Genomic DNA, 22,619 nt, shown 5'->3' on the forward strand with positions numbered 1-22,619 from the left:
ATCTGAGACGACGGCGCAATCTATAGCAGGAGTGAACGACAAGACCGGCCGCTGGCCGCGGCCCGACCGGGAGCGTACGCTCGGCACGTCCCCGAGGAGAAACCCGCACTTCCCCCCGAGGAGGGTCGCATGACCGTACGCGTGGAACGCCAGGGTCCCGTCACCACCGTGGTGATCAGCAGGCCGGAGGCGCGCAACGCCGTCGATCGCAAGACCGCCGACGCGCTGACGGACGCGTTCCGTGACTTCGACGACTCCGACGCCGACGTGGCGGTGCTGTGGGGCGAGGGCGGCACGTTCTGCGCCGGCGCCGACCTCAAGGCGCTCGACAACCACGTCGGCGAGGAGGGCGACGGGCCGATGGGGCCCACCCGGCTGCGCCTGGGCAAGCCGGTCATCGCCGCCGTGGCCGGGCACGCCGTCGCGGGCGGGCTGGAGCTGGCCCTCTGGTGCGATCTGCGGGTGGCCGAGGAGGACGCGGTGTTCGGGGTGTTCTGCCGGCGGTGGGGGGTGCCGCTGATCGACGGCGGCACCGTACGGCTGCCGCGGCTCATCGGCTCGTCCCGGGCGATGGACCTGATCCTCACGGGGCGGCCCGTCGCGGGGCCGGAGGCGTACGAGATGGGGCTGGCCAACCGGCTCGTCCCCACCGGGACCGCCCGGCAGCACGCCGAGGAGCTGGCCCGGGAGATCGCGCGGTTCCCGCAGGCGTGCCTGCGCGGTGACCGGCTGTCGGTGCTGGAGCAGGACGGCCTGGCGGAGGAGGAGGCGATGCGGAACGAGCTGCGGCACGGCCTGGTCTCCCTGCCGGACGCCTCCGAGGGCGCCGCCCGCTTCGCCGCGGGCGCCGGCCGCCACGGCACCTTCGGCGACCGCTGACCGCACCGGCCGCGGCCCGCGGGGTCCGGTCGCGCGGGGCCGTTCCGCCTCCCGGAGGTTGTCGGTCGGCGCGCGTATCGTGACCCTATGCCTGACATCGAGGTCGCCGGGCGCGAGGTCCGCATCACCAGCCCCGACAAGGTGATCTTCCCGCAGTCCGGTCACACCAAGCTCGACCTGATCCGGTTCTACCAGAGCGTGGGGGAGGCGGCGCTGCGCGGCGTGCACGGGCGGCCGATGGTGCTCAAGCGGTTCGTGCACGGCATCGAGCAGGAGGCGTTCTTCCAGAAGCGCGCCCCGGCCAAGCGGCCCGACTGGATCGAGGTGGCCGAGCTGAAATACCGCTCGGGGCTCAGCGCCGAAGAGGTGGTGTGCACCGACCTGGCGCAGCTGCTGTGGGTGGTCAACCTGGGCTGCGTCGACCTCAACCCCCACCCGGTGCGCTCCGACGACCTGGCCAGGCCCGACGAGCTGCGCATCGACCTCGACCCGGTGCCGGGCGTGGAGTGGGCCGACGTGCTGCGCACCGCGCAGGTGGCGCGGGAGGTGCTGGCCGACCACGGGCTCGTCGCGTGGCCCAAGACGTCCGGGTCGCGCGGTTTCCATGTCTACGCCCGGATCGAGCGGCGCTGGCCGTTCGCGAAGGTGCGCAAGGCGGCCGAGACGGTGGCGCGCGAGGTCGAGCGGCGCGCGCCCGACCTGGCCACCAGCCGCTGGTGGAAGGAGGAGCGGCACGGCGTGTTCGTGGACTTCAACCAGAATGCCTACGACCGCACGGTGGCCTCCGCCTACTCCGTGCGCGCGGTGCGGGACGCCCGCGTGTCCACGCCGCTGACCTGGGACGAGGTGCCCGGCTGCCGGCCCGAGACGTTCACCGTCGACACCGTGCCGAAGCGGCTGGCCGAGCTCGGCGACCCGTGGGAGGACATGGACTTGCACCCGGGCTCGCTCGACGGGCTGCTGGAGCTGGCCGAGGAGCTCGGGCCCGCGCCCAAGCCGCCCAAGGGCAGCGGGCGCAGGCAGCAGACGATGCCGGTGATCGAGATCGCCAGGGCGGAGCACAAGGACGAGGCGATGGCGGGGTTCGAGCGCTGGAAGGCCCGCCACCCCGACGTCGCGGCCCGCCTGGAGCCCGCCGACGTGCTGGTCGACGGCATGCGGGGGCGCAGCAGCGTGTGGTATCGCATCCGGGTCAACCTGCAGCACGTCCCGGAGGCGGAGCGGCCCCCGCAGGAGCCGCTCGAGGTCGACTACGATCCGTGGCGCGGCGCGGGCCCCGGCTAGGAGTCAGCGGCCCGAGATCAGGTTCCCCAGGCGGGCATAGGCCGAGGTGGCGGTGCCGCGCTCGTTCTCGTGCCGGTCGGCGGCCCTGAACAGCGCGTAGATGAGCTGCACCCCGGCCCACCGCAGCGGCTCCGGCTCCCACTGCCGCACCTGCCGGCCCACCCACGGCAGCCTCGTCAGCGGGGTCTCCCGGCGCAGCACCAGGTCGCGCAGCGTGCGGCCGGCCAGGTTCGTGGTGGTGACGCCGCTGCCGACATAGCCGCCCGCCCAGCCGAGGCCGCTGGCATGGTCCAGGTGCACGGTCGAGCACCAGTCGCGCGGCACCCCCAGCACCCCGCACCAGGCGTGCTCGACGCGGACGTCGGCCGCGGCGGGGAACAGCTTGACCAGCATCCGCCACAGCAGCTCGACCGTCTGCGGCTGGGTGGCCCCCCTGCGGTCGGTACGCGACCCGAACCGGTACGGCACCCCCCGCCCGCCGATCGCGATCCGGTCGTCGGCCGTCCGCTGCGCGTAGACATAGGCGTGCGCCTCGTCCTCCAGCAGCTCGTTGCCCTGCCAGCCGATGTGCTTCCACACCTCGGAGGGCAGCGGCTCGGTGATGATCATGGAGCTGTTCATCGGCAGCCACTGCCGGTGCTGCCCGGCCAGGCTCGCGGTGAAGCCCTCGGTGGCGCGGATGACGTAGTCGGCCGAGACGATGCCCCGCGTGGTCACCGCCGACGCCTTCCCGCCGTCCCGCCGGGGCAGGATCTCGGTCACGGTGGTGTCCTCGAAGATGTCCACGCCCATCCGGGCCACCACCCCGGCCAGCCCGACGGCCAGCTTGGCGGGCTGGATGCGGGCGCAGTGCGGCGAGTACGACGCCTCCAGCGCCCCCGCCACCTGCACCCGCTCGCGCTGCTCGTCGCGCTCCAGCAGCCGCACGTCGTCGGCGCCGTATCCCCAGGCCCGCAGGTCGGCCACCCCGGCGCGCAGCCGCCGCCGCTGGGCCGGGTTGGTGGCGACGTGGATCAGCCCGCCCTTGTGCAGGTCGGCGTCGATGCCCTCGGCGCGGGCCACCTCGATGACCTCGTCGACCGACCGGAACATCGCGTGCTGCAGATCGATCATGGCCTGCCGCCCGCGCGCCTTCGCGTGCCGCTTGCGCGAGCCGGCGAACTCGGCCGACAGCCACCCGCCGTTGCGCCCCGACGCGCCGAACCCGGCGAACTCCCGCTCCAGGATCGCGACCCGCAGGCCGGGGTCGGCCTGCTTGAGGTAGTAAGCGGTCCACAGGCCGGTGTAGCCGCCGCCGACGATGGCGACGTCGTAGTCACGCGGCCCGGGCAGCGCCGGCCGCCGCGCGGGCAGGCCGATCTGCCGGTACCAGAAGGAGACGCCGCCGTTGGCGAAGTCCTTGGTCAGCGGGATGCCTTTGTTCACCGAACACATTGTCTAGTAACAGGTCAGGACCAACAAGTCGGCGAAGTGTAATGAAACGGGATGCCGGGCTAGCTTCGTGTCGGGCGTTCGTAGCCCTCGTCGCCGCCGTATACGTGCAGGTCAGGATCCTGCTCGGGCTGCGTGGCGGGGCTCGTGGGCGAGGCGGTGTGCTCGGAGGCGAAGTCGTCCGACAGGATCGGCTGCGGCGGGAGGAGATAGTCGTGCCAGCTGATCTCGCCCTTGGGCACGGCGTCCGTGGTCAGGTCGCCCGCGCGCTGGGCCGCGTACAGGCGGCCGGGATAGCGTACGGGCAGGCAGGGGCGGCGCAGCCTGGAGGCGCGCAGCCACGTCCTGACCAGCTCGCCGGTGTCGATCACCTCGGGCCCGCCGAACTCGATCTCCCGCCCGGCCGGGCCCGCGCTCAGCAGCGCGGCGGCCCGCGTGGCGACCTCGCCCGTGTGCACCGGCTGCCAGGGCAGCGAGCGGTCCACGGGCAGCACGGGCAGCGCCGCGAAGTCGCGCAGACGGCGGTGCAGCCACTGGTGGAACGGGGTGGCGCGGAGGATCGTCCAGTCCAGGCCGCTCTCGGTGACCAGGCGCTCGGCCTCCAGCTTGTCCTTGAGATAGCCGTGGACCGCGCGGTCGGCGCCGACCATCGAGGTCAACAGCACGTGCGGAACCCGGGCCGCGCGGGCGAGGATGAGCAGCGTACGGGTGCCGGGCACGTCCACGGCGCCGCGCCCCCGCCGGCCGCTGGTGGCCAGGTGGGCGATCGCGTCCACGCCGTCCACGGCCTCCTTGACGCCGGCACCCGAGATGAGGTCGCCCCACATCCACTCGACGTTCCCGCGGTCCTCCCGCTTGGTACGGCTCAATGCCCGCACCTCGTGGCCCGCCTTGAGCAGGGCGGGCACCAGTGCCCCGCCCAGCGTGCCGGTGGCTCCCGTGACCAGAATGCGCATGTGGGGTCCCCTACCCGTCAATTTCGAGAAATGTCAATGAATCTCATCCCGGCGTCTGCGGGCGGCCGAGCGGGGTAGGGCCGCTCACATGGCTCGAATCGCATCCGAATCCCTGATCGAACGGCTCGCGGCATGGGGCGTCGACACCGTCTTCGGCCTGCCGGGCGACGGCATCAACGGCATCATGGAGGGGCTGCGGCGGCACCGTGACCGGGTGCGCTTCGTCCTCGTCCACCACGAGGAGGCCGCGGCCTTCATGGCCACCGGCTACGCCAAGGCCACCGGACGGATCGGCGTGTGCCTGGCCACCTCGGGCCCCGGCGGCATCCACCTGCTCAACGGCCTGTACGACGCCAAGCTCGACCACGTGCCCGTGCTGGCCATCACCGGCATGCAGGAGACGTCCGTGCTGGGCACCGGCTACCAGCAGGAGGTGCACCTGGACAAGCTGTTCGCCGACGTGGCCGAGTACAACATGATGATCACCAACCCGGCCCAGCTCCCCTCGCTGGTGGACCTGGCGATCAGGACGGCCTACGCGCGCCGCGGGGTCTCCCACCTCACGCTGCCCAACGACGTCCAGGTGGCCGAGGCGGGGGCGGACCCGTACAAGCACGTGGCCCCGGCGCGCGCGCCCCAGACCGCGCCCGTCTACCTCCAGCCGCCCGGCATCCCCCGGCAGGAGGACGTCGAATGGGCCGCCGAGGTGCTCAACCGGGCCGAGCGTCCCGCCATGCTGGTCGGGCAGGGGGCGCTGCACGCCAGGCAGGAGGTGCTGGCCGTGGCCGAGGCGCTCGGGGCGCCCGTGGTCAAGACGCTGCCGGGCAAGGCCGTGGTCCCCGACGACTCCCCGTACACGACGGGCGGGCTCGGGCTGCTCGGCACCCGGCCGAGCGAGGAGCTGATGGACGAGGCCGACGTGCTGTTCATGGTGGGCACGAACTTCCCCTACTCCAAGTTCCTGCCGGAGGTGCGCGACACGCGGGTGGTGCAGTTCGAGGCCGATCCGACCAGGGCGGGGGCGCGGATCGCGACCGACGTGCCGGTGGTGTGCGACGCGAAGGAGGGGCTGCAGGCGCTGCTGCCGCTGCTGTCTCCCCGGGACGGGAACGCTCATCTGGCGAAATATCAGAAGATGATGGCGAAGTGGCGCGCCGACATGGAGGCGCTGGAGAACCCCGACCGGCACCCCATCGCCCCGCAGTACGTCATGTCCATCATCGACGAGCTCGCGACCGACGACGCCATCATGACCTGCGACAGCGGCACCATCGCCACCTGGGCCGCCCGGCACTGGACGATCCGCGGCGGGCGCGAGTTCTACCTGTCCGGCACGCTGGCCACGATGGCGCCGGGCCTGCCGTACGCCATCGCCATGCAGCACGCCTTCCCCGGCCGCCAGGTCATCGCGTACGTCGGCGACGGCGGCTTCTCGATGCTGATGGCCGAGTTCCTCACCGCGGTGCAGCACCGGCTGCCGATCAAGGTGGTCATCAACAACAACAACTCCCTCGGCCAGATCCTGTGGGAGCAGATGGTGCTCGGCTACCCGGAGCACGGCGTGCGCTACGCCTCGCCCGAGGCCGACTTCTCGGCTTGGGCCAGGTCGTGCGGCGGGTTCGGGGCCAAGGTCACCAAGTCGGAGGACGTGGCCCACGCGATCGGGCAGGCACTGTCGCACGACGGGCCCGCGCTGGTGGACGTGGACGTCAACCCGAACGAGCCGCCCATGCCCGGCAAGGTCTCCTACGACCAGGCCAAGAGCTTCGCGCAGGCGTTCCTCAAGGGGCAGCCGCACAAGGCGGCCATCGCCACCACCCTGTTCAAGGACCGCATCCAGAAGATGGGCGACTGATCACGCGGCGCAGGCCCGGGCGATGCCGGCGGCCGCCGCGCGCAGCGGCTCCACCAGCCGGGGCAGCTCGCGGGCGCGCCGGGAGGACAGCACGATGCCCAGCGCCGCCACGGGCCGGCCGTCCACCAGGATCGGAGCCGCCGCCGAGCACGAGCCGGGCGTCATCTCCTCGTACGTCAGCGCGTGCCCCTGCGCCCGCACCACGGCCAGCTCCCTGGCCAGCCGGCCCGGCTCGGTGATCGTGTGCGGGGTCGGGCGTTCGAGCTTGCGCGCCAGGTAGGACTTGACGAACCAGTCCGGCTCGTACGCCAGCAGCGCCTTGCCCACGCCCGTCGGATGCATCGGCAGCCGGGCCCCGATCCTGGACACGATGGGCACCGCCCGCCGGCCGTACACCTTGTCCACGTACAGCACCTCGAGCCCGTCCCGGACGGCCAGGTGCACGTTCTCGCCCGTGGAGCCGAACAGCTCCTGCAGCCACGGGTGCGCCAGCTCCTGCAGCCGGTTGGGGGCGAGCTGGCCCAGCTCCCACAGCCGCAGCCCCACCCGCAGCCGCCCGTCGGGGGCGCGGCTCAGCGCCTGCCACTCCTCCAGCTCGCCGACCAGCCGGTGCGCCGTGCTCAGCGGCACCCCGCTGCGCCGGGCCAGCTCGGTCAGCGTGAGCTGCGGGTGTGCCGCGTCGAACGCGCCGAGGAGGGCCAGCACCTTGGACGTCACCGAGCGCCCGGGCTCGCGCGATCCACCTGACATGGGCCAATCCTGCATCAATCTTCCATCCAGTGGAAGCCGCCCCTCGGCGGAATCCCGGTCGAGGCTGGATGCTTCGCTCATGCGAACTCAAGTCGGGATCATCGGGGCCGGCCCCGCTGGTCTGCTCCTGTCCCACCTGCTCCACCTGCGCGGCATCTCCTCCGTGGTGCTGGAGAAGCGCAGCAGGGAGTACGTCGAGCGCCGGGTCCGGGCCGGGGTGCTGGAGCAGGGCACGGTGGACACGCTGGTCGAGGCCGGCGTCGGCGAGCGGATGTCGCGCGAGGGGCTGCCGCACCACGGCATCGAGCTCAGGTACGGGGGAGCGGGCCACCGCATCCCGTTCGAGAAGCTCGTGCCGGGCCGGGCCATCACCGTGTACGGGCAGCAGGAGGTGGTCAAGGACCTGATCGCGGCCCGGCTCGCGGCGGGCGGTGACGTGCGCTTCGAGGTCGAGGACGTGGCGGTGCACTCGCTGGAGTCCGAGCCGTACGTGACGTTCGGCGGCGAGCGGCTCGACTGCGACGTGATCGCCGGCTGCGACGGCTTCCACGGCGTGTCCCGGCCGTCCGTTCCCGAGGGTGTCCTGAGCGTCTTCGAGCGGGAATATCCCTTCGCCTGGCTCGGCATCCTGGCTCGGGTGGCGCCGTCCTCGGAGGAGCTGATCTACGCCAGGACCGAGCGCGGCTTCGCCCTGCACAGCATGCGCTCGCCCACCGTCAGCCGCTTCTACCTGCAAGTTCCCGCCGACGCCCGGATGGAGGACTGGCCGGACGAGCGCATCTGGGTGGAGCTGAAGGAGCGGCTGGAGACGGTGCCCGGCTTCGAGCTGGCCACCGGCGAGATCACGGAGCGGGGCATCACGCCGATGCGGGCGTTCGTGACCGAGCCGATGCAGTACGGCCGGCTCTACCTGGCCGGGGACGCCGCCCACATCGTGCCGCCCACCGGCGCCAAGGGCCTCAACCTGGCCGTGGCCGACGTGCGCGTGCTCACCGGGGCGCTGGCCGCGTACTTCCGGGACGGCTCGGCCGAGCTGCTCGACGGCTACTCGGAGGCGTGCCTGAAGCGGGTGTGGCGGGCGCAGCACTTCTCGTGGTGGATGACGACGCTGCTGCACACGTTCGAGGAGGACGACCCGTACGCGCGGCGGCTGCAGCTGTCGTACCTGGACTACGTGACGTCGTCCGAGGCGGCGGCCACGACGCTGGCGGAGAACTACGTGGGCCTGCCGTGAAAAGGGCCGCTGACCTTGGGAGATGCTTTAAAGTTAGTTGGTGGTTTTCGAGGAGGGTTGGGCGGTTTCGCCCCTGCGCTGGTTGATGAACGCCCTGGGCGACGCCCAGCTCGCCCGGATGGGCGCAGACCCGGGACTGGTCGCTGCGGTCGACCAGCACGCGGCGGTGCTGCGTGACGCGATCCCGCTGGACCGGGAGACGCTGGGCGACTACCTGCTGGGCTTCCTGGACGAGCTCCGGCACCGGGGCTGGGCCTTCAGCGGCGAGCCGGACGCGCCGTCGCTGCGGCTGACGGCGGTGTGCTGGCTGACCCGCGAACTGGGCCTCCTGGAGGACGGCCACCCGGCCTGACCCGTCCGAGCCCCGGCGTGCCGCTCATCTGGCCCGCCCGGCCCGACCCCGCCTCCCGTCCGGCCTGAGGGCGGAACGGCGGGTGCCCCGGGCAGGACCCGGGGCACCAGGAGGCGCGGTTTTTCGGCGCAGTCAGCCGGGAGGCAGGTCGGAGCGGTGCGCCCCACCCTGGGTCGTCCGGATCGGCGCCGTCTCCTCCGTCATCGAGCGGGCGTCCTCACGCCCCCTCTGGTACGCCTCCGCATGCGCCCTGGCCTGCGGGGCCTCCTGCTCGATCCGGCCCAGCCAGCGCTCCCAGCGCTGCTGCATCGGCCGGATGAGCCCGCCACCGAAGCCGATCGCGGCGATCGCCCCGATGGTGGCGAGCACCGTGATCAGCACCGGCGTGGTGACGGTCGTGGCCACGCCGATCTGGTTGAGCGCGGCGATGATGCCCAGCGCCCAGATGAACACCGCCGCCGCGGTCGCCAGCCAGCGGCCGTACGACAGCCCGCCGAGCATCCCGGCCAGGATGTCCTTGACACCCTTGGCCACGGCACCGGCCACCACGATGATCACGATGGCCACGAGGGCCTTGGGCAGCCAGGCCACCACGCCGGCCAGCAACGCCGAGACCGGGTTGGGCCCGAAGACGTTGAAGGCTATCTGCAGGGTGATCAGCAGGATCGCATAGAAGACGATCTTGGCGATCAGGCTGCTGGCGTCGTACTTGCTGCGTTCCAGCCAGTGCCGCACGCCGCTGCGCTCCACCGCCCGGTCGAAGCCGACGCGTTCGAGCACCTTGTCGACGATCTTCTCCAGCACCTTGGCCACGATCCACCCGATGACGAGAATCACCAGGAATCCGACCAGCTTCGGAACGAACGTCGCGATATTCCGCCAGGCGTCAGAAATGCCTTGGCCTATGTCGATGTCCACGGTTTCCTCCTCCGAGGAGCCAATGCATCGGCGCTACCCGGAGTGAAACGGGATATACACGCAGCGCCACCAAAAGTTCGCAGATGGCTACATATCCCCTGCATGAGGTGGGCGATCGACTCACCCCGCCGTGCGCCGGGCGGGGACATCGGGCGGGGGCTGGGGCGGGCTCAGCGGGCGGGGTGCCGGGTGCTGGTAGGCCAGGCGGGTGGGGGCCGGGGTGGTGGCGTAGAGGGCCTCGCGGATGAGGGCGTTCGCGAACTCGTACGCGCTGCCGCGCACCACCAGCAGCCCCCGTCCGAGCGCCCGCTCGCAGTGGCCCGCCACCTCGTGCGGCGGCAGCCCGAGCAGCTCGCCGAGCAGCACGGGATCGAACGCCCCGCCCAGCACGCTGGCCGCCCGCAACACCCGCCGCACCGGCTCGCGCAGCCCGCGCAGGCGGCCGAGCACGATCGCCCGCACCGCCAACGGCACCTCCTCACCCGGCGGCGGCCCGTCCAGCAGGGCGGTCACGAGCTGCGGCTCCCCCCGGGTCCGCCGGAACACCTCCTCCGCCAGCCGCGCGTCCCCCGCCAGCTCCCGGACCGCCGCGAGCGGCAGCGGCCCCGGCCGCACCACCTCCGCCACCCCGGCCAGGGCGTCGACGGCCCCGTCCTCGCCGGTGAGCGCCGTGGCGACGACCAGCAGCCGGACCCCCGACAAGCGCCTGGCCAGGTAGTGCACGAGCTCCACGGTGGCCGACCCGGCGGCGTGCAGGTCCTCCAGCACCAGGAGCACCGGCTCGCGGGCGGCCAGCGCGCGCAGGAACGCCGACACCGCCTCGTACGCGTACCTGCGCTCCAGGGCCCGCCCCCGCACCAGCGACTCCAGGGCCGTGGCCCAGCCGCCCACCAGGTCCTTCAGCACGTTCCCCGCCAGGTGGACGATGCGCGGGCGCAGCGCGTCCACGACGGGCTGCAGGAACAACGCCCGCTCGATCTCGTGGCAGCGGGCCCGCAGCACGATCCCGCCCGCCGCCCCCGCCATCCGCTCCGCCTCGACGGCCAGCCGCGACTTCCCGACGCCCGCCTCCCCGGCGATCAGCAGCAACCCGGTGCACCCCGACACCGCCCGCGACCACGCCCCCGAGATCCGCGCCAGCTCCTCGTCCCGCCCGGCGAGCACCGCCCCCGGCCCGGCCACCCGTAGGGGCGCCTCCCACGGACCGGCCCGGCCACGCGCCGCCTCCGGATGGGGGATGATCGCGGCCGTCGCCTCCGTCCGGGGGACGGGCCCGGCCGTCTCCTGGCGGGGAACGGCACCGGCCGCCATCCCCTGACGGGAGACGGCTCCAGCGGCTGGTTCCTGGCGGGGAACCGCTCCGGTGGCCGGTCTCCGCCGCAGGGCGGTCGCCCCCGGGGCCGACTGCCGGCGCAGGGCAGCCGCCCCCGTGACCGGGGCCAGGCTCGGGGCGGCTCCGGCCGGCGGCTCCTCGCGCAGGATGGCCACGTGCACGGCCCGCGTCTCGGCCGCCGGGTCCGTGCCCAGCTCCGCCGCCAGGCGGTGCCGCAGCCGCTCGTACGCCAGCAGCGCCTTCGCCGGCTCGCCCGCCGCCACATGCGCCCGCATCAGCAGCCGGTACGCCACCTCGTCGAACGGATCCGCCCGCACCGCCGCCTCGGCCACCCGCCGCGCCTTCTCGAACATGGCACCATTCACCCCGGCCCCGTGCGGTCCGGCCCCGTGCGGTCCGGCTCCGTGCAACCCGGCCCCGTGCAGTCCGGCGCCGGCGGCCGCGTGCCGGGCCCGCCTTACGAGCCCCGCCGCCTCCTCCCTGACCGCCGCCACCCACCGCGCGTCCGGCTCGCAGGCCAGCACCACGCCGTCGTGCAGCAGCTCCAGCGCCCGCCCGGCCGCGGAGCCCGCCAGCACCGGCTCCCCGGCGGCCAGGCACCCCTCGGCCTCGCCGAGGAGCCCGGCCGCCAGGTCCAGATCGACCCGCACGCCGGGCGGCCGGCCCAGACGGTAGCCGGTGCGCCCGCCGGTCACGATGCCGCTCCCCAGCGCCCCGCGCAACCGGCTGACCAGCGTCGCGACGTTCTGCACCGGCCGCTTCGGCCCGCCCCCGGGCCACAGCTCCTCAGCGACGCGATCCGCGGCCAGCGTCCCGTTCCGCTCGGCCGCGAGCAGTTTCAACAGCCTCCTCGCCTTGCCGCCCACCGCTCCCCGCGGGTACGGCACCCCGTTGCGCTCGACCGAGAAGCACCCGGCCAGCCTGATCAACACCCCGTTCTCGTCGGTCATCTCTCCCCCGGCGTCACGCCCCCTCGACTGGTTGGCGTGACACCGCGTTCCACGGCCGTTCCATGGCCGTGGAACGGCGGTGGCAGGGGAGGATCAGGACTCGCCTCGCGCCGCCTTCAGGTGTGCCGCGGCGGCCTGCTCCAGATGGACGAGGTCGGCGGCCACGGTGGCGAACGTGAACCCTTCAGCCAGCCGCCGGGCGGCCTGCTCGCCGGTGGGGTTGTGGATGCCGGCCGCGATGCCGGCGTTCGCGGCGGCCGTACGGATCGTCTCCAGCGCCGCCTCGAAGACGCCGGCCACCTCGGGGTCGTTCGGGAACCGGCCGCCCACGGCCAGGCACAGGTCGGAGGGGCCGACGTACACGCCGTCCAGCCCGGGGACGGCGCAGATCTCCTCGATGGCGGCCAGCCCGCCGGGCGTCTCGATCATGGCCAGGACCAGCACGCTCTCGTCCGCCTCCGCCGGGGTGGGGCCGATGCGCAGCATGGAGCGCATCGGCCCGTACGAGCGGCGGCCCCCGGCGGGATAGCGGGCCGCGGAGACGGCACGGGCGGCGTCCTCGGCCGAGTCGACCAGCGGCACGATCACGCCGCCCGCGCCGAAGTCCAGCGCCCGGCCGATGACAGCCGGGTCGCCGGACGCCACGCGTACGATGCCGACCGAGCGGCCGCCCGCGTCGACGGCGATGAGGTTGCTCAGCAGCCCCGCGTGCGTGGCTCAACGGCTGTCCGCCGGCATCGGGCCGCGCAACGTCGCGCTCACGACGTCACAGGCGGCGCCCCGGCCTCCGGCGCGATACCGGCCGGATCGCCGGACGGCCTTGGGACACGCCGCGCCTTTGCGCGCGGCTCCTCGTCGGTCGGCTGCGCGGGCGCCTCCGGCGGCCAGGACCGCCCGCACCTGCCGCCACAGTGGCATGACCTGCGCGTTTCGTGCAATGCTTGTCGCGTGATTCGCGCAGCGCGACAGCCGGGACGGAGGTGCGGACGTGGCCGAGGGATTCGTGTTCGCCCTGGCCGACGACCTGTCCGGGGCGGCCGAGACGGCGGCGCTGCTCATGTCCTCCGGTGGTGCCGCGCGAATCGCGCTGTCCGGTCCGCCGTACCCGGTGGGGCCGCCCGTGCTGGTGGCCGACCTCGACAGCCGGCACCATCCAAGGGCCGGTGACCTGGTACGGGAGGCGCTCCGGCACGCCGCCGGCCGCCGCGTCTTCGTCAAGATCGACTCGCTGCTGCGCGGGAACGTCGCCGCCACCGCCGCCGCCTGCCTCGACACCCCCGCCGTGCTCGTTCCCGCCCTGCCCGCCGCCGGCCGCACGGTCGTGGGCGGCGTCCCGTACGTACACGGCGTCCCCCTGCGCGAAACGCGCGCCTGGCACGCCGAACGCCGCCCCGCCCCCGCCTCCGTCGCCGCGGCCCTCGGCGCGACCCCGTCCACCCTCGTGCCCCTCGCCACCGTCCGCGCCGGCCACGCCGCCTTGACCAGGGCACTCGGGAAGGCGGCCGGCCGGGTGGCGGTGTGCGACGCGCAAACCGACCACGACCTGGACGCGATCGTGGCCGCCGCGCTGGAGGCATGCCCGGGGACCCGCCTGATCGGCGCCGGCGGCCTCGCGGCAGCCCTCGGCCGCACCTCGCCCACCGGCACCTCGCCCACCGGCACACCCCCACCCCTCGACCCACCGCCGTCCTCCCACCGCCCGCCCGCCGGCATGCCCCTGCTCGTCGTCGTGGGCACGGCCGATCCTGGCGCCGCCACCCAGGCGAGGCTCCTCACCGAGCACGGCGCCGCCACTCCCGTACCCCTCTCCACCAGCGACCTGGGCACCCCGCGAGCCGCGGCCCGGCGCGTACGAGCCGCACTCGCCACCGCCCCCACCGTCCTCACCGTGACGGTGACCGGACCGCCCCCGCCCGCCCTCACCTCCTCCCTCGGCCGGATCGTCGCGGACGCCCTCGCCGGCCGCCCCGCGAAGCTCGTCCTGACCGGCGGCGAGACCGCGAGGCGGGTCCTGGACGCGCTCGCCGTCCAGGAACTGCGTCCGATGGCGCAGATCCACCATGGCGCGGTCCTCAGCCACACCCCCCAAGGCCACACGGTGGTCACCAGGCCCGGCAGCTTCGGCGACCGCGACAGCCTTCTCCACATAGTCACCCACCTGTCCGACCCAGAACCCGAAAGGCTGACATGAGCACACCTCTCATCGCCCTCACCATGGGGGACGCCGCCGGCGTGGGACCCGAGGTCGTCGTGGGCGCCCTGCTGGCCCCCGCGACAACCGAGCTCTGCCGCCCGGTCGTCATCGGCGACGCCGGCCGCCTGCGGAAGGCCGCCGCCATCCTGGACGTCCCGGCCGAGGTGGCGACCGTGGGGGGCGTCGCCGAGGCCGGGTTCGAGCCCGGCCGGATCAACGTCATCGACCCCGGCGTGCTCCCCGACGACCTGCCGTGGGGCCGGGTGTCGGCGATGGCGGGGAACGCGGCGTACGAGTACGTCCGCCTGGCGAGCGAGCTGGCGATGTCCGGGCAGGTCGAGGCGATCTGCACCGCACCGCTGAACAAGGAGGCCCTGCACGCCGCCGGCCACCTCTACCCCGGCCACACCGAGCTCCTGGCCCACCTCACCGGCACGGAGGAGGTGTCGATGATGCTCTCGACCCCCAAGGTCAAGGTCATCCACGTCACCACCCACGTGGGCCTCATCGACGCCGTCGCCCGCATCGAACCCGGCCTGGTCGAACGTACGATCCGCAGGGGAGAGGCGGCCATGCGCGGCTCCGGCCTCGACCGCCCCAAGATCGGCGTCTGCGGCATCAACCCGCACGCGGGCGAGAACGGCCTCTTCGGGTACGGCGAGGAGGAGGAGAAGATCGTCCCCGCGGTCGAGCGCCTGCGCGCCGAGGGTATGGACGTCCACGGCCCGCTCCCCGCCGACACGGCGTTCTTCCTGGCCGGCCGCGGCGACTACGACCTCATCGTCGCCATGTACCACGACCAGGGCCACGGCCCCGTCAAGATCCTGGGCCTGGAGGCGGGCGTGAACATCACCGTCGGCCTGCCCGTGATCAGGACCTCGGTGGACCACGGGACCGCGTTCGACATCGCCGGAAAGGGCGTCGCGGACGCGGGTAGCATGATCGAGGCCCTCCGCCAGGCGGCCGAGCTGTCATCCGCGCGGGGCCTGCGGCGGGAGGCCGCGCAGGGCTTGCGGCGGGAGGCCGCGCAGGGCTTGCGGCGGGAGGGTGTGCAGGAGCTGTGACGGGAGAGGACCGGACACCCATGGGCCGCGCAGCGCAGGTTCGCCGTGACGAGATCGTCCGCCTGGCCACCACCACCGGCCTGGCCAGCGTCGAGGAGTTGTCGGCCCAGCTCGGCGTGACGCCCTCCACCATCCGCCGCGACCTCGCGCACCTGAAGGCGGCCGGCCTGCTGGCCCGCACGTACGGCGGCGCGATGGCCGTGGTCACCCACCCGGAGGCGTCGCTGCGACAGCGCATCGGGGAGGCGTTCGAGGCCAAGCGCGCCATCGCCGCGTGGGCCGCCGCCCAGATCCGCCCCGGCGAGACGGTCCTGCTGGACTCGGGCTCCACCACGGGCGCGCTGGCCCACGAGCTGCGCCACGCGTCGGACCTGACGGTGGCGACCACGGGCCTGAACGCGCTGCAGGAGCTGGTGGGCGCGACGGGCGTGCACGTCGAGTGCCTGGGGGGCACCCTGCGCCACGTGAGCCAGGGCTTCGTGGGCCCGCTGGCGGAGGCGGCGCTGAGCCGGATGACGTTCGACCGCGTGTTCCTGGGCGCCGACGGAGTCACGGCGGAGGACGGCATCTGCGAGGCGAGCCTGCAGCAGACCAGGTTCAAGGAGCTGATGATGGACCGCGCCCGCCACGTCTACCTGCTCGTCCACGCCGCCAAGCTGGGCCGCCGCCCGTTCCACGCCTGGGCCCGCATGCCCGGCACCTGGACCCTGGTCACGGACGCGTCCGCCACCGACGACGACCTCGAACCCTTCATCGCGAAAGGCGTCACGACCATGGTCGCGGCCTCCTAGCCCGGGGCCCTGTCACGCAGGGTCATCACCACGCGCCCAGATCGCGGGCACCGACCCGAGGCCGCCGCTCCCGCCACAGCGCTGCGACCTCCGGGCCAGGGCGACCCCGGGCCCTGGCACCCACGGGTTTCATGATCTCGCGCGACGCACCCCGACCGGCACCCGGCCGCTGAATCGCGTTGACCGTCGCCTCCGGAATCGGCAAGGATGCGCCGGTGACGTTCGAACTCGACGGGCCCGTGCTGGAGGGCACGCTCGTGCGCCTGGAGCCGCTGGAGCAGCGCCACGCGGCCGACCTGGCGCGGGCGGCCGAGGAGGAGCGCGGCTCGTACACGTTCACCTGGGTGCCGACGGCGGCCGAGGTCGGAGCGTACGTCGACGCCCAGCTGGCCCGCGCCGCCACGGGCAGGCTCGCTCCGTACGCGCAGGTGGCGACGTCGACGGGCCGGGCGGTCGGGGCGACGGCCTACTGGGACCCGCGCCTGTGGCCGGACGGGGAACGACTGTGCGCGGTCGAGGTCGGGTTCACCTGGCTGGCGGGCCCGGCGCAGGGCACCGGCCTGAACACGGAGGCGAAATACCTGCTCTTCCGGCACGCCTTCGAGCAGTGGGACGTCGCGCGGGTCGACCTGAAGACGGACGCGCGCAACGCCCGCTCCCGCGCCGCGATCGAGGCGGTGGGCGCCCGCTTCGAGGGCGTCCTGCGGAGCTGGTCCCAGTCGTGGGCGCCGGGCGAGGACGGCCGCCTCCGCGATTCGGCGATGTTCTCGGTGATCGCGGAGGAGTGGCCGCAATGCCGGACACACCTGGAGAAGCGGCTCGCCCGGATTCTCGAACGCCGGGGCCTCGGCCCGGCGCAGCGGTGACCGTGCCCCGCCCGTGACCGGCCTCCGGCATGATCACCTCCCATGAAGGAGACGATCACCGCAACCTTGCTGACCTGCGGCGCCCTCCTCGCCACCGCCCCAGCTCAGGTCGCCCTCGCGCAGGCCGCCCCGAAGGACCCGGTCCGCGCCCTGAAGAGCAAGCTGACCACCGGCCACGGCGTGCGCTTCACCGAGACCACCGCGCATGCACAACGACACGAAGGTCTCCTACACGCTCACGCTGACCTCCGCCGGGCTCGTGAGCAGCGTGAAGAGCTCGTACGCGGCGACGGGGGTGTTCGACAAGAGCGAGTTCGACGGCAGGACCATCACGATCGACAGCCGCTTCACCGGCTGGGCCGCCAAGGTCTCGATCAAGGCCCCGGACCCCGACACCGTGACCTCCGAGACCACCGGCTGACGGCGAGGGAAAACCTGCGGTGGCCCTGCCGATCGCCGACACCAGGAGACCAACCTCGTTGGGCCGGTCAGCCGGAACGACTTCGATCCCGTTTCGGCCCGGGCATGCTGTCGGGACCGACGCCGGGCACCACGACCAGCGCCGGACAACAAGAAGCCCCAGACTCCCGGCATCTGCCGTGAGCTGGGGCTTTCTTTGCTGTTGGTGGACGATACTGGGATTGAACCAGTGACCTCTTCCGTGTCAGGGAAGCGCTCTCCCGCTGAGCTAATCGTCCGTATTGAGTTGGGACTCAGAGCGGAAGACGGGATTCGAACCCGCGACCCTCACCTTGGCAAGGTGATGCTCTACCACTGAGCCACTTCCGCATGGTGTTGCACTTACTTTAGCGGATCCCGGGGGCTCCGCAGATCTGCCGAGGTGGAGACGGGATTTGAACCCGTGTAGACGGCTTTGCAGGCCGCTGCCTCGCCTCTCGGCCACTCCACCAGGAGTCTTGCTCCGAGCGGAAGACGGGATTCGAACCCGCGACCCTCACCTTGGCAAGGTGATGCTCTACCACTGAGCCACTTCCGCGTGAAGCCCTGGGTGTGCGCCCGGGCCACGGGAAAACCATATCGTCTTCGCGGAGTGCCCGTGCGCACGGAGCGGGCGGGCGGGCCAAATTCAGTCGATCAGCCGCACGTCCTTCGCCATCACGAACATCACCCGGTGGCCGAGCTGGATCTGGTGGTAGCGGGTGCGGCCGGTGGTGGTGACGTGCTTGGACGGGCTGAAGGCGTTGGCGGCGTAGTAGGAGCCGGTGATCGTGTCACCCACCGTGTACGTCTGCCCGGGCTCGATCTTGTACTTGAGCGGTGTCAGCGGCTGGGACCCCCCGTTCCGATAGGCGGACTTCTCCGGGTACGCGCGCCCGTACACCTTCACCTGACCCGACAGCGGCGTCACCATCGGGCCCTTGGCCGGGACGGCGGTCGGGTTCGAGGCCGGGTTGTGGAACCAGGCCTTCTGCCCCAGGTACCAGATCGCCGTCCAGTCCCCCTGCCTGCCCGCGACGGCGTAGCGCTGGCCGGTCGAGGCGCGGGCGCTGTGGTCGTACACGCTGTACGTGCTCGGCTTGCCCGGGTGCTTGCCCAGGTCGGTGACCAGGGGAGCGCTCTCGCTGGGCGACTTGTGCAGCCAGACGGTCGAGGCCCCGTGCGCTGGGCAGGGCTGGGCGGGCTTGGTGGACACGCAGCCGGTGAAGCGCGGGCGGTTGGTGGCGTACGCCGGGCGGATGATGATGGAATCGCCCTCCTTGGCGGCCTTGAACGGCTTGTTCATGAGCTCGAAGTAATGAGCCCAGTCCCAGTACGGCCCCGGGTCCTCGTGCATGCCGGCCACCGTCTGCGGGGTCGTGCCCGGCACGTTGTCGTGGCCCAGGATGTGGGCCCGGTTGAGCGGGATGTCGTGCTTGGTGGCCAGGTACTTCACCAGCCTGGCCGACGACCGGTACATCGCCTCCGTGTACCAGGTGCCCCCCTTGGCCAGGTAGCCCTCGTGCTCGATGCCGATCGAACGGGTGTTGACATCCCAGTTGCCCGCGTGCCAGGCGATGTCGTTCGTCGGCACGTGCTGGGCGACATGTCCGTCGCGCGAGCGGATCGTGTAGTGCCAGCTCACGTACTTCGGGTTCCGGATCATGGAGGGGATGCCCTCGTAGGTCCCCTCGGTGTCGTGGATGACGATGTAGTCGATCGAGCGGGTGCGGGACAGGTGGTCGTGGTTGCCGTAGTCGCGGTTCTTCTTCTTGCCGAAGCGTTTGTAGGCGGCGGGCATCCATTCGCAGGTGAGGGAGGAGGGGCATTCCGCCCGGCCCTGTGCCTTGGGGCCGGTGCTCCACGCCAGCTCCGGTTCCTGCGCGGTGCTGATGTCGGCGGAGTCCCAGGTGGGCGCGCCGATGGTCTCGTCGGTGGTGTCGATCCGCGGCTGCGGTTGCGGCCTCTGGCCGGCGGTTCCGGGGGCCGGGCCGGTGTCGGTCTGCTCGTTCGTGGCGGGTGTGGGGGCGGTGTCCGGTTGCTCGTCCGGGGCGGCCTGGGCGGTGGACCCGGCCTGCCCGGCGGTGCCGGGCGCCAGGTCCGGTACGGGGTCCAGCCGCACCAGGTGACCATCGTCGGTACGCCGCTGCGCACCCTGCCGCATCACCGAGAACACCTCGTCCGCGAACGCCTTGGCGGCCACCGGGTCCTCCGTTCCCGCGTACCGCGCGACGGCCCCGTGCCAGTCGGCCGGGTCGGAGCTCGGCCGGCCCTGGTAGGAGGCGAGCAGGGCGGCACCGGCGCGGATGTTCGCGGCCGCGTCGTCACGCAGCCGGGCGGGCTCCACGCCGATCAGGCGACTCGCCTCCGGGAGGGTCGTGCGGGGCTGGGCGGCCGACGTGCGCAGGGCCGATCGGGAAAGGGCCTCGGCGAGCGTGCGGCCCATCGGGCGGCGATCGTCCCCCCGCGGGTCCCCGATGAGGCCGCTGTGAGGGTCGCCGTGGGGGTCGCTGTGGGGGTCGCCGTGGGGGTCGCTGTGGGGGTCGCCGTGGGAGTCACGGGAGCCGCCGTCCGCGGCGCCGCCGTGCAGGGTGTCCAGCGAACCGGCGTGCGCGGGGCCGGCGGCGTGGCCGTGGCCGCGGGCGTCGGCGGGGAACGCGTCCACCAGGTGCATCGGGCCGTAGCCGCCCGCCGTGCTCGGTCGCCCGCCGTTCGCGTCCCACCGGGACTCCAGGTACGCCACACCGAGCAGCACGCTCTCCGGCACCCCGTACTCGCGGGCGGCCGCGGCGAAGTCGGCCTGCCGCCCCGAAGTCTCCCGCCCCGAAGACTGTCGCCCCGAAGCCTCCCGCCCCGAAGCCTGCCCGGTGACGAGACCCGGCGATGCGGTGAGCGGCGGTCCGGCGGAAGCGGCGGACGGGACGTCGGCGGGTGCGGTGAGGACGCCGGCGGCCAGGACGGCGGCGAGCCAGAGCTGCATGAACATCTCCCCAGGAACGTCACGATGCGACTACTCACCGTAACTATTCCCAGAAAGGGATGTGTCAGACGGGTCGGATGATACGCATGAGATCAGCCAGATCCGCGGCGAACTCGGCATCCCAGTCATCGGGCGTCAGGTGCCCGGCCAGCCGACGATGCGCCGGAGCGTCGCCCCCGCGCCGCGCCCGCGTCTCGTTCGAGGCCCCGGAGAAGCGCCCGTTCACCTCCGAGACCGCGAAGCCCAGCACGAACGTGCTCACCAGCCGCTCGATCCGCGGAACGTCGGCATCCGGCACCCCCGCGTCGAGGAGTGCCTGGTAGATCAGGTCCACCACGCGCACCCCGTCCGGCGTCACCGAGGCGCGGAACAGCAGCAGCGGGAAGACCGAAGGGTGCTCCCGGGCCACTCGCCGGGTCGCCCACGCGATCGCGCCCAGCCGCTCCTCCCACGTCCGCCCGGGGTCCGAGGGGGCCAGCTCGGTGAGCAGGCGCCCCACCAGGCCGTCGAGCAGCTCATCCTTGTTCCGGAAATACCCGTAAAGGGCCATCGGCGTCACCCCGACCCGCTCCGCCACGGCCCGCATGGACAGGGCGTCGAGCCCGCGCTCGTCGGCGATCGCGAGCGCCGCGTCGAGGATTTCCGGCTGCCGGGAGGTCTTGAGCTTTCGCACTAGCGCAGTCTACAGTGTAGAGCAGTCTACATCGTAGACTAGGGAGGTCGATCATCATGCTGATCGCGAGCGGGCTGGTCAAGCGATACGGTGCCGTCACCGCGCTGGACGGCTTCGACCTGCGGGTGGAGCCAGGGGAGATCGCGGGGCTGGTCGGGCACAACGGGGCGGGCAAGACCACGTTCTTCGAGATCGCCGCGGGGCTGACGGCGCCGGATGCCGGGCACGTGCGCGTCAAGGGCGACGTGGGGGTGGCGCCGCAGCAGCTCGCGCTCTACCCCACGATCACCGTACGGGAGACGTTACGGCTCTTCGGCGGCCTCGCCGGGCTGCGCGGGCCGCCCCTGGCGGCGGCCGTGGAGGGCACGGCCGAGGAGCTCGCGCTCACCGACGTCCTCGACCGGAGGGTGAGCGTGTTGTCCGGCGGCCAGCAGCGCCGCGTCCAGGCCGCCACCGCCCTCCTGCCCGGCCCCGACGTGCTGCTCCTCGACGAGCCCACCGCGGGCGCCGACCCCGGGACGCGCGCCGCGCTGCTCGCGGCGGTGCGTCGCCGGGCCGCCGGCGGCGCGACTGTCGTCTACTGCACCCACTACCTGCCGGAGCTGACCGAGCTGTCGGCCACGATCGCGGTGGCCAGGAACGGCCGGGTGATCGCCAGGGGCACCGGCACCGAGCTGCTCAAGGACCTGCCGGGTGAGGTCAGGGTGGTTGTGGAGGGCGGCGAGGAGATCACCGTGGCCACCACCGACCCGACCGCCACCCTGGCCCGCCTTCTGCGCGACCTCGACCGCCCGGTACGCGGCATCGACATCCGCCAGCCGTCCCTCGACGACCTCTACCGGGAGCTGTCCCATGCGTCGTGAGCCGAGCCGGGAGAGCGAGGGCGCGCGCGGCGTCGCCGTGCGGGCGTCGCTGCGGCGCGTGGCCGTGCTGGCCGGGCACAACGCGCTGCTGCGCAGGCGGGACCCCGCCCACTTCGTCAGCTACCTGGTCATGCCGATGGTGCTCATGCTGATCTTCAAGGGCATGCTCGGCGAGGCCACCCAGGCGGTCACGGGCCTGCTGGTGATGTTCTCGGTGCTGTCCATGGCCGACGTCGCCAACGCCTCCCTCACCGAACGCTCCTGGCACACCTGGGAGCGCCTGCGGTCGACCAGGGCCGCGGTCCCGGAGATCCTGATCGGCAAGGCCCTGCCCGTCTTCGCCGTGCTCGTCGTCCAGCAGGCCGCGCTGCTGGTCTACGGCGTGCTCGCGGTCGGCATGCGCCCGGCCGGGCCGCTGTGGCCGCTCGCCCTGGCCGTGGTGGTCTGGTGCTTCGTCCTGCTCTGCGCGGGCACGGCGGTCGCCGGCGTCGTACGCAGCCAGGGCGAGCTCAGCACCCTGTGCAACATCGCGGCCCTGTCGGTCAGCGCGCTGGGCGGGGCGCTGGTGCCGTTCGCGCTGATGCCGTCCTGGGCGCAGGCCGTCGCGCCGATCTCGCCCGGCTACTGGGCCACGACCATGTTGCAAGCCGCCGTGCGGGGTGACATCGCCGGTACGGCCGGGCCCGCGGCGGTGCTCGCCGGGCTCGGAACGGCCGCCGGAGCCTTCGCCTGCCGGCGGTTCGCCAGGGGTTGGGGCCGTTCGAGCGCGCTATAGAGTTAATTCCTGCCCGATATCGGGCAGGATGTT

General features: G+C 72.9%; 20 protein-coding genes and 4 tRNA genes. 12 read left to right on the forward strand and 12 right to left on the reverse strand.

What is annotated here, in order from left to right; translation table 11 throughout:
* Window positions 1-129 precede the first annotated feature (129 nt).
* Entirely contained in the window at window positions 130-879 is a 750-nt protein-coding gene (locus ACBJ59_RS08790; protein ID WP_375109649.1) for a crotonase/enoyl-CoA hydratase family protein, read from the forward strand.
* 87 nt (window positions 880-966) lie between these two features.
* Window positions 967-2,163, forward strand: a complete 1,197-nt coding sequence (gene ligD, locus ACBJ59_RS08795) for a non-homologous end-joining DNA ligase (RefSeq protein WP_375109650.1) — start codon at window positions 967-969, stop codon at window positions 2,161-2,163.
* 3 nt (window positions 2,164-2,166) lie between these two features.
* Here the strand turns inward: ligD and ACBJ59_RS08800 are convergent, their stop codons facing one another.
* Window positions 2,167-3,597, reverse strand: coding sequence for an NAD(P)/FAD-dependent oxidoreductase (locus tag ACBJ59_RS08800; RefSeq protein WP_375109651.1), 1,431 nt, complete (start codon window positions 3,595-3,597; stop codon window positions 2,167-2,169).
* A gap of 59 nt (window positions 3,598-3,656) precedes the next feature.
* Entirely contained in the window at window positions 3,657-4,550 is an 894-nt protein-coding gene (locus ACBJ59_RS08805) for an SDR family oxidoreductase (protein WP_375109652.1), read from the reverse strand.
* Window positions 4,551-4,638: 88 nt separating this feature from the next.
* On the opposite strand from ACBJ59_RS08805, the gene ACBJ59_RS08810 reads away from it, so the two are divergent.
* Window positions 4,639-6,405: a thiamine pyrophosphate-dependent enzyme gene (locus ACBJ59_RS08810; protein WP_364121770.1), complete on the forward strand. Its 1,767-nt coding sequence runs from the start codon at window positions 4,639-4,641 to the stop codon at window positions 6,403-6,405.
* Here ACBJ59_RS08810 and ACBJ59_RS08815 read toward each other — a convergent pair whose 3' ends face one another.
* A complete protein-coding gene (locus ACBJ59_RS08815) occupies window positions 6,406-7,155 on the reverse strand; it encodes an IclR family transcriptional regulator (protein WP_375109653.1) in 750 nt (249 codons plus the stop codon).
* Between the two features lie 79 nt (window positions 7,156-7,234).
* Between ACBJ59_RS08815 and ACBJ59_RS08820 the strand changes: the two genes are divergently transcribed.
* Both ACBJ59_RS08820 and ACBJ59_RS08825 read left to right on the forward strand, forming a co-directional pair.
* Window positions 7,235-8,389, forward strand: coding sequence for a 4-hydroxybenzoate 3-monooxygenase (locus ACBJ59_RS08820; RefSeq protein ID WP_375109654.1), 1,155 nt, complete (start codon window positions 7,235-7,237; stop codon window positions 8,387-8,389).
* 40 nt (window positions 8,390-8,429) lie between these two features.
* Window positions 8,430-8,741 carry a DUF6401 family natural product biosynthesis protein gene (locus ACBJ59_RS08825; RefSeq protein WP_375109655.1) on the forward strand — a complete coding sequence of 104 codons (312 nt, stop codon included), beginning with the start codon at window positions 8,430-8,432 and terminating at the stop codon, window positions 8,739-8,741.
* A gap of 132 nt (window positions 8,742-8,873) precedes the next feature.
* Here the strand turns inward: ACBJ59_RS08825 and ACBJ59_RS08830 are convergent, their stop codons facing one another.
* The 3 genes from ACBJ59_RS08830 to ACBJ59_RS08840 all read right to left on the reverse strand — a co-directional run bounded on the left by ACBJ59_RS08830 (window position 8,874) and on the right by ACBJ59_RS08840 (window position 12,644).
* Window positions 8,874-9,659: a hypothetical protein gene (locus ACBJ59_RS08830; protein ID WP_375109656.1), complete on the reverse strand. Its 786-nt coding sequence runs from the start codon at window positions 9,657-9,659 to the stop codon at window positions 8,874-8,876.
* Window positions 9,660-9,779: 120 nt separating this feature from the next.
* A complete protein-coding gene (locus ACBJ59_RS08835) occupies window positions 9,780-11,942 on the reverse strand; it encodes an AAA family ATPase (protein ID WP_375109657.1) in 2,163 nt (720 codons plus the stop codon).
* A 93-nt stretch (window positions 11,943-12,035) separates the two neighbouring features.
* Window positions 12,036-12,644 carry an HpcH/HpaI aldolase/citrate lyase family protein gene (locus ACBJ59_RS08840; protein WP_375110212.1) on the reverse strand — a complete coding sequence of 203 codons (609 nt, stop codon included), beginning with the start codon at window positions 12,642-12,644 and terminating at the stop codon, window positions 12,036-12,038.
* Between the two features lie 286 nt (window positions 12,645-12,930).
* Here ACBJ59_RS08840 and ACBJ59_RS08845 point away from each other — a divergent pair, with 286 nt between their 5' ends.
* The 5 genes from ACBJ59_RS08845 (at window position 12,931) to ACBJ59_RS08865 (ending at window position 17,278) form a co-directional block, all read left to right on the forward strand.
* Complete coding sequence (locus ACBJ59_RS08845) at window positions 12,931-14,133, forward strand: four-carbon acid sugar kinase family protein (protein ID WP_375109658.1); 1,203 nt, start codon at window positions 12,931-12,933, stop codon at window positions 14,131-14,133.
* The gene (gene pdxA / locus ACBJ59_RS08850; protein ID WP_375109659.1) at window positions 14,130-15,200 is read left to right on the forward strand and encodes a 4-hydroxythreonine-4-phosphate dehydrogenase PdxA; all 1,071 of its coding nucleotides are present in this window, start codon (window positions 14,130-14,132) and stop codon (window positions 15,198-15,200) included. Before ACBJ59_RS08845 ends, pdxA begins: the two co-directional genes overlap by 4 nt.
* Window positions 15,201-15,220: 20 nt before the next feature.
* Window positions 15,221-15,991, forward strand: coding sequence for a DeoR/GlpR family DNA-binding transcription regulator (locus tag ACBJ59_RS08855; protein ID WP_375109660.1), 771 nt, complete (start codon window positions 15,221-15,223; stop codon window positions 15,989-15,991).
* Window positions 15,992-16,206: 215 nt separating this feature from the next.
* Window positions 16,207-16,857 (forward strand): GNAT family N-acetyltransferase, encoded by a 651-nt coding sequence (locus ACBJ59_RS08860; protein ID WP_375109661.1) that lies wholly within the window; start codon window positions 16,207-16,209, stop codon window positions 16,855-16,857.
* A 205-nt stretch (window positions 16,858-17,062) separates the two neighbouring features.
* Window positions 17,063-17,278, forward strand: coding sequence for a hypothetical protein (locus ACBJ59_RS08865; protein WP_375109662.1), 216 nt, complete (start codon window positions 17,063-17,065; stop codon window positions 17,276-17,278).
* A 202-nt stretch (window positions 17,279-17,480) separates the two neighbouring features.
* Here ACBJ59_RS08865 and ACBJ59_RS08870 read toward each other — a convergent pair.
* The 6 genes from ACBJ59_RS08870 to ACBJ59_RS08895 form a co-directional block, all read right to left on the reverse strand.
* A tRNA-Val gene (locus ACBJ59_RS08870) sits at window positions 17,481-17,555 on the reverse strand.
* A gap of 19 nt (window positions 17,556-17,574) precedes the next feature.
* Window positions 17,575-17,646: transfer RNA gene (locus ACBJ59_RS08875), tRNA-Gly, on the reverse strand.
* Window positions 17,647-17,696: 50 nt separating this feature from the next.
* Window positions 17,697-17,767 (reverse strand) — tRNA-Cys (locus ACBJ59_RS08880).
* A 15-nt stretch (window positions 17,768-17,782) separates the two neighbouring features.
* Window positions 17,783-17,854 (reverse strand) — tRNA-Gly (locus ACBJ59_RS08885).
* Window positions 17,855-17,944: 90 nt separating this feature from the next.
* Window positions 17,945-20,275, reverse strand: a complete 2,331-nt coding sequence (locus ACBJ59_RS08890; protein WP_375109663.1) for an N-acetylmuramoyl-L-alanine amidase — start codon at window positions 20,273-20,275, stop codon at window positions 17,945-17,947.
* A gap of 64 nt (window positions 20,276-20,339) precedes the next feature.
* Entirely contained in the window at window positions 20,340-20,948 is a 609-nt protein-coding gene (locus tag ACBJ59_RS08895) for a TetR/AcrR family transcriptional regulator (protein ID WP_364121826.1), read from the reverse strand.
* 56 nt (window positions 20,949-21,004) lie between these two features.
* Here ACBJ59_RS08895 and ACBJ59_RS08900 point away from each other — a divergent pair, with 56 nt between their 5' ends.
* Both ACBJ59_RS08900 and ACBJ59_RS08905 read left to right on the forward strand, forming a co-directional pair.
* On the forward strand, window positions 21,005-21,811 hold the full coding sequence (locus tag ACBJ59_RS08900) for an ATP-binding cassette domain-containing protein (protein WP_375109664.1): 807 nt from the start codon (window positions 21,005-21,007) through the stop codon (window positions 21,809-21,811).
* Entirely contained in the window at window positions 21,801-22,586 is a 786-nt protein-coding gene (locus ACBJ59_RS08905; RefSeq protein ID WP_375109665.1) for an ABC transporter permease, read from the forward strand. Before ACBJ59_RS08900 ends, ACBJ59_RS08905 begins: the two co-directional genes overlap by 11 nt.
* Window positions 22,587-22,619 lie beyond the last annotated feature (33 nt).

This window comes from Nonomuraea sp. MTCD27, assembly GCF_041950495.1.
Classification (GTDB): Bacteria; Actinomycetota; Actinomycetes; order Streptosporangiales; family Streptosporangiaceae; genus Nonomuraea.

Bases quoted from the DNA above. Each gene is read 5' to 3' on its own strand.
- ligD (WP_375109650.1), top strand. From the start codon at position 967: ATGCCTGACATCGAGGTCGCCGGGCGCGAGGTCCGCATCACCAGCCCC.
- ACBJ59_RS08900 (WP_375109664.1), top strand. From the start codon at position 21,005: ATGCTGATCGCGAGCGGGCTGGTCAAGCGATACGGTGCCGTCACCGCG.
- ACBJ59_RS08905 (WP_375109665.1), top strand. From the start codon at position 21,801: ATGCGTCGTGAGCCGAGCCGGGAGAGCGAGGGCGCGCGCGGCGTCGCC.
- ACBJ59_RS08865 (WP_375109662.1), top strand. From the start codon at position 17,063: ATGCACAACGACACGAAGGTCTCCTACACGCTCACGCTGACCTCCGCC.
- ACBJ59_RS08820 (WP_375109654.1), top strand. From the start codon at position 7,235: ATGCGAACTCAAGTCGGGATCATCGGGGCCGGCCCCGCTGGTCTGCTC.
- pdxA (WP_375109659.1), top strand. From the start codon at position 14,130: ATGAGCACACCTCTCATCGCCCTCACCATGGGGGACGCCGCCGGCGTG.
- ACBJ59_RS08835 (WP_375109657.1), bottom strand. From the start codon at position 11,942: ATGACCGACGAGAACGGGGTGTTGATCAGGCTGGCCGGGTGCTTCTCG.
- ACBJ59_RS08810 (WP_364121770.1), top strand. From the start codon at position 4,639: ATGGCTCGAATCGCATCCGAATCCCTGATCGAACGGCTCGCGGCATGG.
- ACBJ59_RS08790 (WP_375109649.1), top strand. From the start codon at position 130: ATGACCGTACGCGTGGAACGCCAGGGTCCCGTCACCACCGTGGTGATC.
- ACBJ59_RS08855 (WP_375109660.1), top strand. From the start codon at position 15,221: ATGGGCCGCGCAGCGCAGGTTCGCCGTGACGAGATCGTCCGCCTGGCC.
- ACBJ59_RS08890 (WP_375109663.1), bottom strand. From the start codon at position 20,275: ATGCAGCTCTGGCTCGCCGCCGTCCTGGCCGCCGGCGTCCTCACCGCA.
- ACBJ59_RS08815 (WP_375109653.1), bottom strand. From the start codon at position 7,155: ATGTCAGGTGGATCGCGCGAGCCCGGGCGCTCGGTGACGTCCAAGGTG.
- ACBJ59_RS08800 (WP_375109651.1), bottom strand. From the start codon at position 3,597: ATGTGTTCGGTGAACAAAGGCATCCCGCTGACCAAGGACTTCGCCAAC.
- ACBJ59_RS08805 (WP_375109652.1), bottom strand. From the start codon at position 4,550: ATGCGCATTCTGGTCACGGGAGCCACCGGCACGCTGGGCGGGGCACTG.